At 68.8% G+C, this 18,795-nt stretch carries 10 protein-coding genes and 1 CRISPR repeat array; of the genes, 3 read left to right on the forward strand and 7 right to left on the reverse strand.

The window, feature by feature from the left end; translation table 11 throughout:
* The 3 genes from ENSA5_RS06420 to ENSA5_RS37140 form a co-directional block, all read right to left on the reverse strand.
* Window positions 1-1,418: pyridoxal phosphate-dependent decarboxylase family protein (locus ENSA5_RS06420; RefSeq protein WP_258182761.1), on the reverse strand; the 1,418-nt coding region annotated here is incomplete at its 3' end.
* A 33-nt stretch (window positions 1,419-1,451) separates the two neighbouring features.
* The gene (locus ENSA5_RS06425) at window positions 1,452-2,846 is read right to left on the reverse strand and encodes a DUF4215 domain-containing protein (protein ID WP_181197438.1); all 1,395 of its coding nucleotides are present in this window, start codon (window positions 2,844-2,846) and stop codon (window positions 1,452-1,454) included.
* Window positions 2,847-2,858: 12 nt separating this feature from the next.
* Complete coding sequence (locus ENSA5_RS37140) at window positions 2,859-4,115, reverse strand: hypothetical protein (protein ID WP_181197439.1); 1,257 nt, start codon at window positions 4,113-4,115, stop codon at window positions 2,859-2,861.
* A gap of 185 nt (window positions 4,116-4,300) precedes the next feature.
* Here ENSA5_RS37140 and gcvT point away from each other — a divergent pair, with 185 nt between their 5' ends.
* From gcvT to ENSA5_RS06445, 3 genes are read left to right on the forward strand one after another with little or no spacing between them, the layout of a single operon-like run.
* Window positions 4,301-5,404 (forward strand): glycine cleavage system aminomethyltransferase GcvT, encoded by a 1,104-nt coding sequence (gcvT, locus tag ENSA5_RS06435; RefSeq protein ID WP_106390748.1) that lies wholly within the window; start codon window positions 4,301-4,303, stop codon window positions 5,402-5,404.
* 58 nt (window positions 5,405-5,462) lie between these two features.
* Window positions 5,463-5,852, forward strand: a complete 390-nt coding sequence (gcvH, locus tag ENSA5_RS06440; RefSeq protein WP_106390749.1) for a glycine cleavage system protein GcvH — start codon at window positions 5,463-5,465, stop codon at window positions 5,850-5,852.
* An 8-nt stretch (window positions 5,853-5,860) separates the two neighbouring features.
* Window positions 5,861-7,018, forward strand: coding sequence for an aminotransferase class V-fold PLP-dependent enzyme (locus ENSA5_RS06445; RefSeq protein WP_106390750.1), 1,158 nt, complete (start codon window positions 5,861-5,863; stop codon window positions 7,016-7,018).
* A 46-nt stretch (window positions 7,019-7,064) separates the two neighbouring features.
* Here the strand turns inward: ENSA5_RS06445 and ENSA5_RS06450 are convergent, their stop codons facing one another.
* From ENSA5_RS06450 to ENSA5_RS06465, 4 genes are all read right to left on the reverse strand, one after another.
* On the reverse strand, window positions 7,065-7,526 hold the full coding sequence (locus ENSA5_RS06450; RefSeq protein ID WP_106390751.1) for a hypothetical protein: 462 nt from the start codon (window positions 7,524-7,526) through the stop codon (window positions 7,065-7,067).
* 284 nt (window positions 7,527-7,810) lie between these two features.
* Window positions 7,811-8,398, reverse strand: a complete 588-nt coding sequence (locus ENSA5_RS06455) for a hypothetical protein (RefSeq protein WP_106390752.1) — start codon at window positions 8,396-8,398, stop codon at window positions 7,811-7,813.
* 372 nt (window positions 8,399-8,770) lie between these two features.
* On the reverse strand, window positions 8,771-9,814 hold the full coding sequence (locus ENSA5_RS06460; protein WP_106390753.1) for a fatty acid desaturase family protein: 1,044 nt from the start codon (window positions 9,812-9,814) through the stop codon (window positions 8,771-8,773).
* 88 nt (window positions 9,815-9,902) lie between these two features.
* Entirely contained in the window at window positions 9,903-15,434 is a 5,532-nt protein-coding gene (locus ENSA5_RS06465; RefSeq protein ID WP_106390754.1) for a protein kinase domain-containing protein, read from the reverse strand.
* A gap of 1,433 nt (window positions 15,435-16,867) precedes the next feature.
* Window positions 16,868-18,735: a CRISPR direct-repeat array (repeat unit 36 nt; unit sequence CCTTCCGCCCTCGAAAGAGGGCGGCCCCATTGAAGC).
* The last annotated feature ends 60 nt before the right edge of the window (window positions 18,736-18,795 follow it).

Below are 18,795 nucleotides of genomic sequence, written 5' to 3' on the forward strand. Positions count from 1 at the left end.
TCGGCTTCGCGCGCGCGCTGTCGCGCCACCGCCGCCCGCAGATCCCCCAAGAACCGCTCCGCCACCCCCTCCTGCGTATGCCGCAGCGTAACCGCAATATGCACACAAGAAGGCCGATGCAACCCATTCAAGTTCCACCCCCGCTCACTCATCGCATCACTAACCCGATACACATCCACCGCCTCCGGCTCCACCGCCGCGAACCCAATCACCCACAACGGATCCCCAAGCACCTTCAACCCCGCGATCCCTTCAATCCCCTCCCGAATCACCCTCCCCGTCTCCAGGATCCGCCGCGTAGCCTCCAGATACCCACTCCGCCCCATCGCCTGCATCGCGGCCCAGCAAGCCGCGCTGATCCCCCCCGGCCGACTCCCCGCGAGCGTCGGCGAAAAGTAGATCCCCCCCGGCCAGTTCGTCAGCGTAAACCACTGGTGACTCCGCAGGTCCTTGTCCCGATACAGCACCACCGAGGTCCCCTTCGCCGCATACCCATACTTGTGCGTATCCGCCGAGATCGACGTCACCCCCTGGACCCGAAAATCAAACTCGGTGACCGGATACCCCAGCTCACGCGCCCAGGGCAGCACGAACCCGCCCAGGCAAGCATCCGTATGAAACCCAATCTTGCGCGCAAACGCGACCGCCGCCAGCTCCGGGATCGGATCAATTACCCCATGCGGAAAGGTCGGCGCAGACCCAACCAAGCAGATCGTGTGCCGATCGACCGCCTTCTTCATGGCCCCAACATCCGCCCGAAAGTCATCGCCAACCGCGATCTTCCGCAGCTCGATGCCAAAGTACTGCGCGGCCTTGTCAAACGCCGCGTGCGCCGTCATCGGCGCGACGATGTTCGGCTTGTCGTTGCCCTGCTCCGCCCGCGCCCGATCGCGGTAGGTCTTCATCGCCATCAAGATCGACTCGGTCCCCCCCGAGCTCACCGTCCCGCACACCTCCGCGCCCGGCCCGGCCTCCTTCGCCCCGAGCATGTCCGCCGTCATCGCGACGATCTCGGCCTCATACTTGGTGATGCTCGGCCACAGATCCGAGTGCAGCGGGTTGGTCTGACTGTGAACGGCGTAGGCCTGCTCGAGGAAGCGCACGTGGTCCGAGTCGCCGTGGTACACGGCCCCCGACACGTAGCCCTCCTCCCAGCGAGACACCTCGCGCTCATGCAGGTCTCGCATCTGCGCGAGGACCTCGTCACGGCCGCGTCCGTGCTCGGGCAGCGCCACGCAGCCAGGAAACTCCTCGCCGTAGGGCTTCGCCGCCTTGCGCAGCTCGACCATCATCTTGTCGTACTCGGCCGCGATCCGGTCGCGGAAGAAGGGCAGCTTCTTGGCCCGCTCGAACAGCGCCCCGGCGACGCTCTCGCCCGTGTCCCGTAGCTGCTGCTTGGCGCGTTCTTTAATGCTCACGCCGATCTCATTACCGAGATTCGGCCGCGCGCGCTACTGCGGCTTGACCCGCAGCGTGAACTCGCCGTTGAAGGGCACGAGCCCGCCGACGCCCTCGGTGCACGAGTTCATCGGCGCGCCGCCATTCCACGAGACCTCGTACTCCGGCCCCCAGTTCTTGAATTCCCGCGCCATGCCCCCGACGCCGCCGTCGAGGGGCATCACGAGCATCTTGGGGTTGATGTACCAGTTCGCGTTCGAGGGGTACAACACGATGCCGTAGCCGTTGCCGAGGTCGGTGTTGCAGGTGTAGACGCCCGAGTCGGCGTCCTTGCCCGCGATGAACAGCTTGTCGCCGTTGTCGAGCGTGATCAGCTGGTCGTGGGAATTCTCGTTGTACTCGACGGTCGACGCGTTGGTCGAGGTGATCTCGTCCTGCGTCCACACGCCGACCTTGACGCCCTGAGCCTCGTAGACAATCTCGTTGTTCTCGTCCGCGAGCTTGACGACGACGAGATCCCCGACCTCCATCACGCACGCGTCAAACCAGTCGTTGCCGCTGAGGTTCACCTCTTCGTCGTTGTCGAGCAAGAAGCAGAACTCGGCCAGGCACTCGGCGTCACAGCCGTCGTCGCTGACCTGGTTGCCGTCGTCGCAGGTCTCGGGCCCGCCGTTCGAGAAGGTAAAGCCGTCGCCGCAGGAGGCCGGCTCGCACGAGCTGGGGCACGCGTCATCGTCCTCGAGGTTGCCGTCGTCGCACATCTCGTTGTCGGTCCAGACCACGCCGTCGCCACAGGTCGCCTCGATGCACCCGACCAGGCACGCGTCGTTGTCTTGCTCGTTGCCGTCGTCGCACTGCTCCATGCCCAGCCAGGTGTGGCCGTCGCCGCAAAAGGCGAACTGACAGCCGGGGCACTGGTCACCGAAGTCGTCGTTGCCGTCGTCGCACTGCTCGCCGTCTTGGATCTGGCCGTCACCGCAGGTCCCGAGCGTGCAGTCGTTGCGGCACTCGTCGGTCTGGATGTCGTTGCCGTCGTCGCAGGCCTCGACGCCCTCGTTGACGATCCCATCGCCGCAGACGTTGGCGACGCAGTCGCTCAGGCAAGAGTCGGTCTGGACGTCGTTGGCGTCGTCACAGTCTTCGTAGTCCGCGTTCACGTAGCCGTCGCCGCAGAGCCAGATCTGGCAGTCCGGCGTGCACTCGCCGGTCGCGCTGTTGCCCTCTCCCATGTCGCACTGCTCACCGGGCTCGACCACGCCGTTGCCGCACTCGGCGTCCTCGGTGTCGGTCGGATCGCTGTCGTCGCTGCCGCTGGTCTCGACGCCCGCGCTCAACCCAGCCGAGAAGGTCCCGCCGTCCGGCCCCGGGCAACCCAGGCCGGCGCTGCCAAGGCCGATCAGCGCACCAACGCCGACGAGCCTCGCTCGAGCGGAGACACAGTCCTGCATGTCATGACCGTATCAGCGAGGCCGGCGAGGTGAAAGATCGAGCTTCGTCCCAGGCTCGCTCGGATCGCCCTGTGGGCGCCGAGTCTCGCGCCCCTCGCTGCCACCGTCGGTCGGAGGCGCCGGCTCAGGCTCGGCCTCGGGCTCGGGCTCGGGCTCGGGTTCGGGCTCGGGCCTCGGCGCGGGCAACGTCCCGAGCGGTGCGGGCGGCTCGCCCCTGTCGATCAGAGGGGCGCCCCGATCGACCAGAGGGGCGCCCCTGTCGCCCCGAGAGTGACCCCTGTCGCCCCGAGAGTGGCCCCTGTCGCGCCGAGAGTGGCCCCTGTCGCCCCGAGAGTGGCCCCTGTCCCTGTCGACCAAGCCGTCCGCAGGCTCCTCGGCGGCGGCCCCGTCGGCTCCGAGGAGCTCGGCTTTACGCTTGTCCCGGGCGGCCCGCTCCTCGAGCTCGATCAGCTCGAGCCAACGCTCGTCGGCGATGCTCACGCTCCCATCGCTGGCGACCGTGAACGCGACCTCGGCCGCCGCGGGGCGAATGAAGGCCTCGGGCTCGGGGTGGATGCGGATCTCTTTGAACGCGGCCGCAATGCAGGTCGAGACGTCGGTAGGCAGCTCACCGCGCTCGACCCGGTTGACCACGGTCCGGCCGTCTCGATCGAACAAGTTGAGCCCGCTGACCTCGTACTCGCCCGGCTCGACCCGACCGATCATGCAAGCCTTGGCCCGCATCCCGGCCTCGGCCTGCCGTCGACGCAGGAGCAGGGCAAAGCTCTCGCTGTGCGCCTCGGCGAAGAACCCGAGGCTGACCCAGTAGTAGACGTCGATGTGATAGGCGAAGTTGTCGCGGCTCTCGACGAAGCGCTGCTTGGAGATGACCTTGGTCAGGCAGGTCTCCATGTGCTCGTCGTCGAAGCCCGACTCGAGCAGCTCGGTCGAGAGCACGCTGCCGTCGACGGACACCCGCGCGCGGAACTTGGCCTGGCCCTCGGGCACGTCGACCCAGCCTTGCTCGCCGTCGACCGTGCCGCGCTCCATCGTCTCGATCGCGCGCTCGAGAAAGCAGACCGCCGCCGGCCCGCGCAGCTGCTGGGCGATCTCGCCGAGGCGGACCCGCTCGATCTGATCCAGGCCCTGCTGCGAGGGGTCGAGGACCACGCCCTCGCTCGACTGGCGGACGGCGTCGCGCAGGTACTGCTCGGCCTGGGCCTGGGACACACGCCCGTCACGCGCGAGCTTGTCCCGCGCGCACCCGGTCCCGCTCGATCCGGCGGCCACGGAGGCCGTAAGCGCGAACGCCAGTGCACGGCCCGCGCTGGGGGCTCGCAGCTCACGATGGGCTGATTTGGGCCGCGGCATCACTTTAGACATCGGCGTCGAGGCTGGTTTCTAACACCGCCACCTGGCGCCGCAAAACCACACGCTTGCACCAGCCGCGCCGGTCCCGGATAGTTCGAAGGCCGATGTCCGAGCTCGCCCAGACTCCCCTCCACGCCGCCCACGTCGAAGCCGGCGCCAAGATGGTCGACTTCACCGGCTGGCACATGCCGGTCCAGTACACAGGCATCCTCGCCGAGCACAAGGCCGTGCGCGAGGATGTCGGGCTGTTCGACGTCTCGCACATGGGCGAGATCGACTTCGCCGGGCCGCAGGCGCTGGCCGCGGTGCAAAAGCTGATCACCAACGACGTGACCCGGCTCGTCGACGGCCAGGCGCTGTACACGGCGGTGTGCCTGCCGAGCGGCGGGATCGTCGACGACTGCATCGTCTATCGCCGCGGCCCCGAGGATCTGCGCATCGTCGTCAACGCCTCGAACATCGCCAAGGACGAGGCCCACTTCCGCGAGCACGCAGGCGGCATGTGCGAGATCACCAACCGCTCCGACGAGACCGCGCTCATCGCGGTCCAGGGTCCGCGGGCCCGGGCGCTCGCCGCCGAGCTCGGCGGCGCGGGCCTGCTCGAGATCGCCGGCTTCCACTTCGGCCCCGGCGAGATCGCCGGCAAGCCAGTCGTCGCCGCGCGCACGGGCTACACCGGTGAGGACGGCTTCGAGCTCTTCGTCGCCGCCGACGACGCCCGCGCCGTATGGGACGCGCTGGTCGCCGGCGGCGCGGCGCCCTGTGGCCTCGGCGCCCGCGACACCCTCCGGCTCGAGGCCAAGCTGTGCCTCTACGGCAACGACATCGACGAGACCACGACGCCGCTCGAGGCCGGGCTCGGCTGGGTCGTCAAGCTCAAGGCCGGCCCCTTCGTCGGCAGCGAGGCCCTGAGCGCGCAAAAGCGCGACGGGGTCGAGCGCAAGCTGGTCGGCTTCAAGATCCAGGGCAAGGGCACGGCGCGACACGGCTGGGAGCTGCTCGCGGGCGTGCCCGAGCCCGGCGCCGAGGCCGAGCTCGTCGGCCACGTGACCAGCGGCGGCCCGGCCCCCACGGTCGGCGGATCGGTCGGCATCGGCTACGTACGCAAAGATCTGAGCAAGCCTGGGACCGTGATCGCCGCCCGCAGCCGGCACAAGGTTCTCCCGGCCGAGATCATCAAGGGCCCGTTCTACAAGCGCCCCGAGTAGACCCCAACCCAACCCAACCCAAACCAAGCCAAGCCAAACCCCACCCGCGAGACACGACATGAGCGAACTGTCCGAACACCTCCGCTACACCAAAGATCACGAGTGGGCCCGACGCAACGACGACGGGACCATCACCGTCGGCATCACCGCGCACGCCGTCGACCAGCTCGGTGACATCACCGCCGTCAGCCTGCCCGAGGTCGGCGAGGCGCTCGAGGCCGGCGAACGCTTCGGCGACATCGACTCGGTCAAGGCCGTCTCCGATCTCTACGCCCCGATCACCGGCGAGGTCGTCGAGATCAACGCCAAGCTCGACGACGAACCCGAGCTGATCAACGACGCGCCCTACGAGGGCGGCTGGATGATCCGCATCCGCCCCGGCGACGGCGTCGACCTCGGCGATCTGCTCGACGCGGCGGCGTACCAGCAGGTCCTCGACGATCTCTGAGCCGACCCATGCCCGCGGCCAAAGTCGATCCCGAGCTCGAGCGCTATCGCGAGGACTACCCGATCCTCGCGACGAGCACCTACATGAACAGCAACAGCATGGGCGCGATGCACCGCGGCAGCGCCGATGCCTTGCGCGAGTACACCGAGCTGTGGGCCCGCGAGGGCGTCGAGGCCTGGGATCGCTGGCCGCAGTTCATCGACGAGACCGCCGACACGGTCGCGCGCTTCTTCAACGGCGGCGTCGGCAACACGACCCTCGGCGAGAACGTCGCGACCTTCCAGGCTCGAGTTGCGAGCGCGCTCGACTACCGCGCGCGGCCCAAGGTCGTGATCGAGGAGCTGATGTTCCCCAACGTGATCTACGTGTGGGAGCGCTTCGCTCGCCTCGGGCTCGAGCTCGAGCTCGTGCCCAGCGACGACGGCGTGACGATCTCGACCGAGCGCATGCTCGAGGCGATCGACGAGCGGACCAGCTTGGTCTCGATCTCCCACGCGGTCTACGTCTCGGGCGCGCTGCTCGACGTCGCCGCGATCTGCGAGCGCGCCCACGAGGTCGGCGCGCTGGTCATGTGCGACGTCTACCAGACCGCGGGCGTGGTCCCGATCGACGTCCAGGCCTGGGACCTCGACCTCCTCGTCGGCGGCAGCCACAAGTGGCTGTGCGGCGGCCCGGGGACCTGCTTTTTGTGGGTCCGGCCCGAGCTCCGCGCGCGGCTCGAGCCGATGACGACCGGGTGGATGGCCCACGCCAACCCCTTCGCTATGGCCCCCGCGCCGATCGAGCTGGCCGACACCAGCTGGCGCTTCGTCGCGGGCACGCCCTCGGTCCCGGCCTACTACGTGGCCCGCAACGCCTACCAGAACCTGCTCGAGATCGGCGTCGAGCGGATCCGGGCCCACAACCTCGCGCTGTGTCGGATCGTGATCGAGCGCGCGCAGGCGGCCGGGCTGACCGTGCACTCGCCCCTCGACGACGCCGCGCGGACGGGCTTCGTCGCCGTCGACTTCGAGGGCAGCGAGGCCGCCAGCAAGCAGCTGATCGCCGAGCGCTACAAGCACGACTGGCGGCCCAATTGCGGCCTGCGGATCGGCCCGCACTTTTACAGCACGCAGGCCGAGATCGAGCGGATGATGGCCCGGATCATCGAGCTGGCCCGAAGCTAGCAGCCCGGGTCTTCCCCTTCGAAGATCGTCACCCGCCCGGCGCGGATCAGCTGGGGTCAGCGGGCGACAGCTCGAACACCTCGAGCTGCGTGTCCGGGCCCACGATCATCGAGATGTTGGCCAGCTCGGGGCTGACGGAGCTGCCGTCTGGCAGCCGGATCGGGCACACGGTCACGACCGCCGCGAGCCGTTCACCTGCGTCTGCGCCCCGGTCCCAGACCAGCTCGCTCTCCTCGTGTTCACCGGGTCCGAGCGCCCGCACGAGCTGGCCCGCGGGCAAGCGAGTCCGGGCGCACCGTCGGCCTCCGCCGCGACCTCCTTTTAGGTCCGCGATGCTCACCCACAGCTCGAGCCGCGGCGCGGGGCCGATGTCGAAGATCCCCGCCTCGAGGGTGTTGCGCACCCCGATCCGAAGCTCGAAGCCCCAGCCCTGAGCCCCGAGGATCGGCTTGGCGCGCAGTTTGATCTCGAGCCCGCCGACGGTGTGAACCACCTCGGCCGAGGTCATCGCCGGAGATCGGGCTGGTTCGGCGTCGACGAAGGTTGGCCCCGCCTCGAGGGCCGCCGCCTGGCTCGGCTCGACGGAGCCATTTTCGCCGGAACTGGCACACCCGAGGAAGACAAAAATTGCTCCTCCGAGGGCACATGCCCCCCTTCGTCGGGTTCGACGACGTCGTTGCAGGCCAGCGATCATCCACGCCGCTCCGGGCGTACTGCAAGTTTTGGCGACAAAGCCCTCGGCGAAAAGGCCAAGCGAGGCGGCGCGAGGCATTGCACCCCGGGCTGCTAGGGCTAGGGATCGGGGGCCAGGCCGAGATCAATGAACACCTCTTCGCCGACGCCATGGATGAAGCTGGGTGACTCGAGCAGCTCCGAGGCGCCGAACAGCGCAGGCTCGGTGTTGATGGACAGCTGACAGCTCGGTTGTTCGGGCGGGCAGTCGCAGCTCTCGTCGGGCTCCCCTTCGAAGTCTCCGCACGAGGCGTAGCTGTAGATCGTGACGCTGAGCTCGGTCCCAGGCTCGACCGCGACTCCGTAGGCGCAGGTGTCGAGGCAGAACTCGGGCCCGAGGCAAGCGTCGGCGACCTCGTGGCTGCGCCAGCCGTATCCATTCCAGTTCAAGGCGTAGCTCTCGCCAGGGTCCACGCGGATCGGCGGGACCAGAAACCCGCCGTCGCAGGGATCGCCGCACTCCTTGTGATCGGGGGTGAACTCGAGCCCGGCGCAGGTGACCTTGACCGCGTCGAACAGCTCGCCCTCGGGGGTCAGGGCCGAGAACAGGTTGGGGTCGCAGCCGCCCGCCGACACCCAGCGCGGGCTATCGGCGCTGTTGGTCAAGGTGATGACCTGCGGCGTCGCGTCCCCGACGGCGTCACCCACAGGGAAGCAGGCCTCTTCCTCCGTACTCTCGGTCTCGTCGCTACTCTCACTACTCTCGCTACTCTCGCTACTCTCGCTCCCTTCGAGTTCCCCGCCCTCCTCGGCCGGGGTCGTGCAGGCGAGAGTGTGAAGCGTGATGAGCGCGACGCACGATGAGATCAACAAGCTCCTCATGGAACCATGAGTACCTCCAGGGCCTGCATGGATCATGGCGCGTCGAGATTTTTCGACGCGCTCGAGCAAGCCGCGCAGCTTGGGCTTGTCGCTGCCCAGGGTCCCGCGCAGATCCCGAGCCTCGCGCCTCGCGCCTCGCGCGCGAAGTAAAAAGCCGACGAAAGCCCGTGCTCCCCGGCGCCAGGACCATCTCGGCCCTCAGCTGGTTCGAATCGGCCGCAGGCGCGAGCGCATGAACTCGACGCGCTCTTCGATGCTGCGCTTGGGCGCGCGCGGCAGCTCGACCATGGCCTTGGCCAGGGTCTCGTAGGCCCCGACCATCAGCAGCGCCCAGACGCTGAAGAAGTCGAGCCCGCGAAACACGATCGCGTCCTTCTCACCGTAGAGCGCCTTGTTGGCCTGGAATTCCCCGGGGTAGTCGCTCCAGTGGCAGCGCGCCTTGACGTGGTGGTGGATGTGGTAGCCGTCGTTGAAGCAGCGCCGGTTGTAGCGCGAGTCGATGCAGGTGATCGAGTTGAGGTAGGGATCTTCGGGGTGCGTGGCGTCGACGAAGGCGTGCTGGGCCCAGTTGCCCGCCATCATCAAGACGCGGACCATCACGACCGGGATCACGAACACGATCAGGGTCGCGCGCCAGTCGACGAAGGCCGCGAGCAGCCCAACGACCAGCCAAAACGACAGCTCGCCCCCGATAGCCCGGAGCGCCATCTTGGTCTGACCGCGCTTGTAGAAGTAGGCCCCGAGCTCGAAGATGATCAGGAAGAAGAAGCGGCAGAAGTAGCGCAGCCAGTGGCCGAAGCGGTCCCGCTGAAAGCGCATCGTCGAGCTCAGATCGTCGGCGAGGTTGTTCTCCGGGTGGTGCATGCCCATGTGGTGGCAGAAGTAGGTCTGCGGGGTCTCACCGAAGAAGGGCCCGAGCACGATCGGGATGATCTTGTTGAGCCCGCCAACTCCGCGCTTGAACAAGATCCGGTGCGAGGTGCAGTGCAGCATCAAGATGAAGCGATCGAGGGTCCACAGGGCCCAGATCAGCAGATACGCGACGCCAGCCGCCCAGAACCACTCGCCCTCGAGCACCGTCAGGCTCAGCGGGTAGAGCGAGAGGCCGAGCAGGGCCGTGACCGTGCACGCGATCATCAAGTGGACGAAGGGCAGGTCGCGAGGGTCGTTGATCAGCTTCAACGCCGCGCGATCCCAGACGGGTGGATTCTCAGCGAGCGTGGGCGGACCTGGATCAGGCATGGACCGCCCGAACCTATCAAAGGGCGATGCGCGCGGTCACCCCAGGCGAATTCGCGCGATATGCGGCCAACAGAGGCCGATCTGGAGCCTACTGTGCAACTTCGCGCACGCTTGGGTGGTCGACGGGGAGGTCGAGGTGAAAGCGCGTCCCGACGCCCGGCTCGGTCTCGACGCCCAGCTCACCGCCGTGCTCGAGCGCGATCCCGTGACTGACCGCCAGGCCCAACCCGGTGCCCTGATCGCGACCCTTGGTCGTGAAGAAGGGATCGAAGATCCGGGCGCGCACGTCCTTGGGGATCCCCGCGCCGCGGTCGGCGACCGTGAGTCGAACCCAGGCCTGTCCGCCGCGCTCGAAGCTGGCCGCGCGGATCTCGATGATCTTGTCGTCGTGGTAGCCCTGGTAGCGCTCGTTGAGCGCGTCGCGGGCGTTGGTCACCAGGTTCATGACGATCTGCTGGATCTGCTGGGGTCGGCACGAGACCGCGGGCAGGTCGGGGGGAACGTCGACGATGACCCGGACGTCGTCCTTGCGGATCACGGCCAGGATCAGCGACAGCGTGGCCGCGACGAGCTCCTCGAGCCGCGCGTCCTCGCGCTGCTGCTCGCGCTCCTGGCGAGAGAAGGCCAGGAGGTTGCGGACGATCGCCGCGACGCGCTCGGACTCGCAGGTGATCTCGGCCGAGAACTCAAGCACGGTCTCGCAGTCGTCGGCGTGGGCGGAGATCAGCTCGGCGTAGTTGAGGATGCCCTGGACCGGGTTGTTGATCTCGTGGGCCACGCCGCTGGCGAGGGTCCCGAGCGACTCGAGCCGCTGCTGCTGACGGACCTGCGCTTCGAGCAATTTACGCTCGCTGATGTCGGTCGAGATCGTCAGGTACTTGGTGTCGGAGCCTTCGCCGACGGCCACGACCCGGGTCATGTACCAGCACCGCGGGAGGCCCTCGGGCGCGACGCAGACCTCGAGCTCGCGCGGAGAGCCGGTCCGAACGCACTCGGAGAAGGCCTCGCGCCAGGCCGCGCGCGAGGCCGGATCCATGACCTGTTCGGCGCGGCGTCCGACGAGCTCGTTCGGGTCTGCGTCATAGGGCGCGAGGTGGTTGACGAACTCGAGCTGAGCGTGGCCGTCCATCAAGGCGATGATGTCGGGCACGCCGTCGACGAGCGAGCGCCACCTCGCCTCGCTGCGGCCCAAGGCCGCGTAGAGCCGGGCGTTGTCGAGGGCGCTCGCGGCCTGGGCCAGGAGGATGCCGAGGACCTCGAGCCGCGCGGGGGTGAAGGCGCCCGCGGCGAGGCGGTTCTCGAGCACCAGCGCGCCGATCCGCTCGGACTGCGTCGGCAATTGCTTGATGATCGGCATGCACAGCAGCGAGCGCACGCCCGAGCGGACGACGTAGGCGTCGGTCGAGAACCGAGAGTCGCCCGTGATGTCGTCGACGACCACGGGGCTGCCCGTGCGCACGACGTAGAGCACGACCGCGGTCGGCAGCCGATCGCGTGCGTCGGCCAGGGCCACGGGGTCCGCCATGAATTCGAGGGTCTCGCCCCCGCTGCCCTCGGCGACCAGCGCGAGCCCGCCGCCGCGCTCGAGCAGGAGCAGGCCCCGATCGGCGCCGACGTTCTCGATCGCGCTCCCGAGCACGCGGGTGATGACTTGCTCGAGCTCGAGGTCCTCGCTGATGACCGCGATCGTGTCGAGCACGGCCGCGAGGTCGAGCGCGCGGGCCGAGCCGTCGGAGCTCAGCGACGCGTGCATCAGCGCGCTGAGGGTCGAGTTCGAGGGCTCGGGCTGAGGCTGCGCGAGCGTGAGCAGCCGGCCCTGCTCGCGGTCGAGGCGCTCGACGACCGCGCGGGCGCCCATGCGCTCGAACGCCGCGCGGGCGCTGCGACGGGCCCCGACCATGGTCGAGCCCAGGCCCTCGCGCTCGGCCCACGCAGCCAGGCGCGCGCTGGCGATGCCGGCGACATAGTGCGCGCGGGTGTCGAGCGCGGCTGAGCGCGCGGCCTCGAAGTGGCGCAGCGCAGCCTCATTCTTGCCGCGGACCGACGCCAGCTCGCCCCCGACGATGTCGGCCATCGGCTGGTAGTTCTCGGGGCAGATCTTGGCCCAGCGCCTGATGGTCTTGTAGCGCTTGCGCATGCCCGAGAGCAGCGCGCGGCGCTCCTTCGCGTCGGCCTCGGGCCAGCGCTTGGCCGCGAGCACAGTCGCGACCATGGCGATGCGGGGGACCACGACCGAGCCGAGCAGCACGCGCTCGTAGTCGCCGAGCAGCGGCTGGAGCATCGCCCAGGGCTCGTCGACCTCGCCGAGCATCATCCGGCCCCAGGCCTCGGACGAGATGACCGCGTAGCGAGTCAGCGGGCTGATGTCGATCTCGTCGAGCTCATCGACGCGCAAGAAGGTCGCGCCCTCGGTCCCGATGAGGCAGTGGAGCAGGCGCCGGGTCAGCTCCGAGATGGCCCAGAACTCGGGGCTCCCGTAGTGCTCGTCGATGCTGCGCAGGCGCGCGTCGAAATCGAGGATCTCACGCAGGTGATAGCCAGCCTCGAGGTGGTTGACCAGACCAATCGCGCCGAGCATGCCGGCGGTCCTCCGATCGCCAGCCTCGATCGCCTCGGCGTGGGCCGCCTCCATCGGCTCGGCGACCACGCGAAAGGGCCGGCACTGCGGCCCGACCATGGTCAGCATCTGGGCCCGGGTCCCGATCACGCCGCCCGGCGGGCACTCGCGGCGCAACGCGAGCTCGCTCGCCTGCTCGGCCAGCTCGCCGGCCGCGACGTGCCTGCCCATGGCCATGAGGACCATCGCCAGCTGCGAGAGGCTCACGGGCGCGGTCGGGTGATAGCCCGAGCGCAGGATCAGCTGGGTGTGACGGCCCAAGATCAACACCCACAGCTCCTGCGAGGTCACGAACGCCGGCTCGCGGGCCGCGTCGAGCAGGTGCGAGATCGCGATGACGCGCTCGTCGGTGGCCGCGGGCAGCTCGAGCAGCTGCTCACGCGAGACCCCCTTGAGCGCCCGGAGCCCGAGCATCAAGGCGAGGACCATCTGCGCGGTCGAGGGCGTCCGCGGGATCGCGTAGCCGAGCTCGGCGAGGCCCGCGAGCGCGTAGTCGAGGGCGTCGGCGTTGCGCTCTTGGAGGGCCAGGATCCGCGCGCGTCGGGCCACGACCTGGGCTCGCTCGGTCATCGACAGCTGCCAGCCGAGCAGGCCCTCGAAGGCCGCGTCAGCCTCCGCCGTCTGGCCCTCGAGCGCCATCGCCTGGGCCCGCCCGAACGCGGCCCCGAACGCGAGCTCGCTGCGTCGCCCGGCGCGGGCCTCGGCCAGCTCCTTGGCCAGCAGCTCGACGCTGAGATCGAGGTAGCGCCGGGCCGAGTCCCACGCGCCCGTGTCGAGCGCCCGCTGGCCGGCCTTGTGGTTGAGCCGCGCGAGCAGCAGCCGACGCCGCTCGGGCATCGCGTCGACCGGCAGGCCCGCGTCGAGCTGATCGACGATCTCGAACAAGTGCTCACCGAGCTCGTCCTCGCCGTGACGCGCGAGCAGGCGGTCGCCGATCTCCCAGCGGAGGGCGCGCTGGGTCTCGGGGTCGATGCGCTCGAGCGCGGCCTCCTGGATCCGATCGTGGCTGAACACGTAGCGCGAGCCGTCCGGGCTGATCAGGCCCTGGACCTCGAGCTCGTGGAGCGCCGCCGCGACTTGCTCACGCCCGCGGCGGCCGACGGCCGCGAGGGTCAGCGCGTCAAACCGAACGCCGACGCAAGCGGCGAGCGCGAGCAGCTCTCGCGTCGACGGATCGAGACGATCGAGCTTGGCCTGCATGACCCCGAGGACGTCATCGGGGATCTGCGTGGCGGCGATCTCTTGGGCGTCCCACTGCCAGCCCTCGACGCTCGACTCGAGCAGCCCGAGCGTCTCGAGGTGGACCAGGAACTGGCGCACGAACAGCGGGTTGCTCCCGGTCTTGCGCGCGACCAGCTCCGCGAGCTCGGCCACGGCCTCGCGCTCGCGGCCGAGCACGTCGACGAGCAGGCGCTCGAGATCCCCGCGCGAGAGCGGCTGGAGCTCGAGCTTGGTGACGACGCTGTGGCCCTCGTCGAGCCCGGCCAAGAACGCGCGCAGCGGGTGCTTGGGATCCAGGGCGTCGAGGGCATCGCTGCGATAGGCGCCAACGAACAACACCGCGCTCTCGCCACCTTCGGCCAGCAACACGTGGAGGAGCTCGATGCTCGCGGGGTCGGCCCACTGCAGATCGTCGAGGATCAGGACCAGCGGGCCATCTTGCGAGAAGGCCGTCACGAACCGAGCGAGCGCGGCGTGGAGGCGGTAGCGAGACTCGCCCAGGCCCAGGCTCGGGACCGGCGGCAGCTCCCCCATGACCAGCGCCAGCTCCGGGACCATCGCCGCCACGACCCCCGCGATCGGACCCAGGGCCCGCTTGAGCCGCCTACGCCAGGCCCCGAGCCGCTCGTCGCTTTGGGTCAAGACCTGCTCGACCAGGCTCGTGAACGCGTTCACGAAGCCGCGATAGGGCAGCTCGCGCTGGAGCTGCTCGAACTTTCCGATCGCCATGTACCCGCCGCTCGCGCTGACGGGGGCGGCGATCGTGCGCAGCAACGCGGTCTTGCCCAGGCCCGGCGCGCCCCCGAGCAGCACCAGGCGCCGCTTGCCGACCTTGGAGACCAGCTCGAACTCTCGCTCGAGCGCGGCCCGCTCGAGGACCCGACCGTAGAGCTGGTGGGGCAGCTGCAGCGTGCTCGGGTGGTCCTGCTCGCCGAGCTCGAAGCTCGGCCCGGGCTCGCCCTCGGCCAGCCCCTCGGCCAGCCGCTCGAGATCCACGCGGAGCCCCGACGCTGACTGGTAGCGATGCTCGGGGGCCTTCTCCAGCAGCTTCATCACGATCGCCGACAGCTGCCGCGGCACCGTGCTCACGAGCTCGTGGGGCGGCATGGGCCGGCGCGCCAGGTGGGCGTGGATCAGCTCCATCGGCTCGCTCGCCTCGAACGGCCGGCGCCCGGTCAGGAGCTCGTAGAAGGTCACGCCGAGCGAGTACAGATCGCTGCGGAAGTCGACCTCTCGCGTCGTCCGCCCGGTCTGCTCGGGCGAGACATAGGGCAGCGTCCCCGCGAGGACCTCGGGATCGTAGAGGTGCTGCCGCTCGCTCTCGAGCAGGACCGAGATCCCGAAGTCCGCGAGGTAGACCTCGTGGGTGCCGGCCTCGACGAGGACATTGCTCGGCTTGATGTCGCGGTGAACCACGCGGCGCCCGTGGACCCTGGCCAGGGTCGCCGCGAGGCTCCGGGCGATCGCCAAGAACGCGTCGACGGTGATCGGCTCGCCGCGGGCGTGCTGCTCGAGGTTCTCGCCGACAATGTAGTCGAGCAGCAGGACCAGCTGATCGCCGACCCGCTCGACGCCGAGCGCCCGCACGACCCCCTCGACGTCGAGCTGCTCGAGCAGGCGAAACTCGTGCTCGACTCGAGCCTCGACCCCGTCGTCTCCGAGTTCGAAGACCTTGGCGATGACCCGCTTGCCGTCGCGCTTGCGCTGCGCCTCGTACACCTGCGCCCGCGCGGACGCGCGCAGCAGCTTTCGGGTCGTATATCCGGCGATGGAGACGGTCACGCGACGGCACCAAAACTACTCTCATCGCCGACGAATCACGAGTGACCGCAGTGGTCATCGCGCACCCGACAGACCCGCGGCACAGGGGGAGCGACTGCGCGTCGTCGCGCAGCGCTCAGTCGAGGCCGACGGCCCGCGTCCACGCCGAGGGGAGCATCGACGGGCTCGCCCCCCGGGCGGGTGCGGGGCGCACGGAAGCCTCGCGCTCGGCCTGAGCAACGCGCGTTTCACGAGATCGAGGATCGGGCGGCGCGTGACCGAAGCCGCAGCGCCGAGACCGGCAAGACGGTGGTTGAGTTGATGGCGAGGGCGAGGGCGACGGCGACGGCGACGGCACCAACCCGCAGCACCTCGGCCTCATCGAGCCCCCGGACTTTGCGGGGCGCGTGCCTTGTCGACGCTCGCGCGTGACGCCTGCCTCCACCCGGTCGGGCGTCGCCCGGTTGTGTTCTCGGACAGCCGGTCCACAGCCAGGAGCTCCCCATACAACCAGGGGCGGACACGGGCGCCCGCTCCTGAGCTCGGCGTCGACGCTCACGCGCACGGCGTTGACCTCGTCTTTCCAGGTCTCGATCTCGAGCGGCCTTCCACGCGGCCGCGCTCGGCGTCTCTGCGCTCGGACAGGACGGCCTCGCCACCGTCGATCGAGTCGGCCACGCGGGCGCGGGCGCGAGCCTGAACGAAGGACCGCCCGGCGGGTGGCGAGATCACGCGGGCTGATCGTGTCGACTGCATCCAGCGTCGCCGTCACCGGGGTTGGCAGGGGGACGGTCTCCTCCGTTGCGAGCAGGCCGGCCTCGAGATCGACGAGCTCTTCTCGGTACACGATGATCGAGCGGCTCGGTCACAACACGCGCATGGTCGAAGGGACGATGCGCGCCGAAGCCAAACCGGACAAGCCGCGCTCCAGGCCCGACGACCGACACATGGCGAGCGCGAAACAGGGGCCCCACGCGAGACTTGGTGGGTCTGGTGAGAGCGCGCTGGCGTGTCCGCGCCGGACGGACTGCAGGTGGTGAGGGAGCACCAGCGCTTCGGCGCGGCAGGTGGTGAGGGTGGAGCGGGCGCGAGGTCTGCCGATCGGGCGGAGCGGTGGGAGCAGCGCGGGCTCGCTACGCGTCGCTAGGCCGGCTCGGACGGCGCGAAAGGGCCCTGGCGGGCTCGAGCGCCGTTGGATCGCGTGGGCTGTGTGAACCTCGAGCTTGTCCTGGGTTCGTGTTCAGTGATAGTGGTTGGGGACAACGCACGCGGGGCCGCAGGCAGTTCAACCCCCATCTTGCGTGCAAAACGCTGATTTCGGCGGGTGAGGCGGGGGTTGAACGGTGTTTGAAAACGGGAGAGAGGAACATGGAGGCCGGAATTCGCGGGCGAAATCGCCCTGCGTGCGTTGGGGGGTGAAATTTGGTGTGATCTCGGTAGGTTGCAGCGGTGCCCCTTCCGCCCTCGAAAGAGGGCGGCCCCATTGAAGCTCGAAGATTGCGGTGTGTAGGGCCTCGTAATGCTCTGGCCTTCCGCCCTCGAAAGAGGGCGGCCCCATTGAAGCTCCTGCCCGAACGCGTCGAGCCACGGCCCCACGCACTGCTGCCTTCCGCCCTCGAAAGAGGGCGGCCCCATTGAAGGCAAACGCTCGACTGGACCGTGTAGATCGCTTTTGACGCCTTCCGCCCTCGAAAGAGGGCGGCCCCATTGAAGCTCGAACACCGAGTCGCAGTCGTCGATGAGGAGGACGCCCCTTCCGCCCTCGAAAGAGGGCGGCCCCATTGAAGCCCTTCTCCGGAAGATCTGCCCAGCGAGATCCGCGCGCCCTTCCGCCCTCGAAAGAGGGCGGCCCCATTGAAGCAGGCGAGGTCATATACACCCTATAATGAGGCGTGCGCCTTCCGCCCTCGAAAGAGGGCGGCCCCATTGAAGCCGGTAGTTCCCGCCGAGCTTCTTGCCCGGCTTCGGACCTTCCGCCCTCGAAAGAGGGCGGCCCCATTGAAGCAACAGCTGCCCGACGATGAACTCCTTGTACTTGCCTTCCGCCCTCGAAAGAGGGCGGCCCCATTGAAGCCGGTAGCCTGGGTTGGTTCGGAACACCACAAGCAGCGGCCCTTCCGCCCTCGAAAGAGGGTGGCCCCATTGAAGCAAGGCCGAGCAGTGTGCTACCGCGCCCGGGGCGCCGACGGCCTTCCGCCCTCGAAAGAGGGCGGCCCCATTGAAGCGACCGTATCTGGCCAGCCAAACGAACTCGCTGGATGCCCCCTTCCGCCCTCGAAAGAGGGCGGCCCCATTGAAGCACCAAGCTCCAGATCATGGATCACGTCTTCTCCCGCCTCCTTCCGCCCTCGAAAGAGGGCGGCCCCATTGAAGCCGACCCAGACGATCTCGCCCGCCTTGGTCACCGCCAGCCTTCCGCCCTCGAAAGAGGGCGGCCCCATTGAAGCGTGCGGACGACCGCAAGCAGGGGCTGCCGGCGGTCCCTTCCGCCCTCGAAAGAGGGCGGCCCCATTGAAGCTACGGCCTGTGGCGCCAGCAGTGCGTGGGGCCGTGGCTCCCTTCCGCCCTCGAAAGAGGGCGGCCCCATTGAAGCCAGTGCGCGGCGTTCCAATTGCTCAGATCCGCTAACCCTTCCGCCCTCGAAAGAGGGCGGCCCCATTGAAGCGTGAGAGCTGAGGCCAGTCCTCTCCAGGCCCACGGCCCTTCCGCCCTCGAAAGAGGGCGGCCCCATTGAAGCGGCCCCTTCCTCGACCCACCGGACCTCGTCGTCATACTGCGCCTTCCGCCCTCGAAAGAGGGCGGCCCCATTGAAGCTCGCCTGAGGCGGCAGCCGTGATCGTCCTGTGTCTGCCCTTCCGCCCTCGAAAGAGGGCGGCCCCATTGAAGCGGCATGTCGCCGCACATGCACGTGATGTCGACCCCTTCCGCCCTCGAAAGAGGGCGGCCCCATTGAAGCAGGTTGCTGGCACTGTTCCGTGGCGCGGCCACAGCCCTTCCGCCCTCGAAAGAGGGCGGCCCCATTGAAGCGGAGCACTGGACGCTCACTCGGGCGACCGTGCCGCTGCGGCCTTCCGCCCTCGAAAGAGGGCGGCCCCATTGAAGCAAGCTCTGCGCCGTGTGCGGCGAGTTTGAGTTCGCCTTCCGCCCTCGAAAGAGGGCGGCCCCATTGAAGCGGCGGCCTCAATCGCGTTTATTAGGGATTCCCAGTCCTTCCGCCCTCGAAAGAGGGCGGCCCCATTGAAGCGCCGGCTACCCGCCAGCCGACAAGGTCCGACCGCTGCGCCAACCTTCCGCCCTCGAAAGAGGGCGCCCCCATTGAAGCTGACGTCCCACGCCAACTCGAGGACCCCTCCCCGCCCCCCCCCGCCCCGACGGTCCGAAC

The sequence above is a fragment of the Enhygromyxa salina genome (assembly GCF_002994615.1).
Taxonomy (GTDB): Bacteria; Myxococcota_A; Polyangia; order Nannocystales; family Nannocystaceae; genus Plesiocystis; species Plesiocystis salina_A.

Excerpts from the sequence above, each read along its gene's own strand:
- ENSA5_RS06425 (WP_181197438.1), bottom strand. The coding sequence starts at position 2,846 with ATGCAGGACTGTGTCTCCGCTCGAGCGAGGCTCGTCGGCGTTGGTGCG.
- gcvT (WP_106390748.1), top strand. The coding sequence starts at position 4,301 with ATGTCCGAGCTCGCCCAGACTCCCCTCCACGCCGCCCACGTCGAAGCC.
- gcvH (WP_106390749.1), top strand. The coding sequence starts at position 5,463 with ATGAGCGAACTGTCCGAACACCTCCGCTACACCAAAGATCACGAGTGG.
- ENSA5_RS06445 (WP_106390750.1), top strand. The coding sequence starts at position 5,861 with ATGCCCGCGGCCAAAGTCGATCCCGAGCTCGAGCGCTATCGCGAGGAC.
- ENSA5_RS06450 (WP_106390751.1), bottom strand. The coding sequence starts at position 7,526 with ATGACCTCGGCCGAGGTGGTTCACACCGTCGGCGGGCTCGAGATCAAA.
- ENSA5_RS06460 (WP_106390753.1), bottom strand. The coding sequence starts at position 9,814 with ATGCCTGATCCAGGTCCGCCCACGCTCGCTGAGAATCCACCCGTCTGG.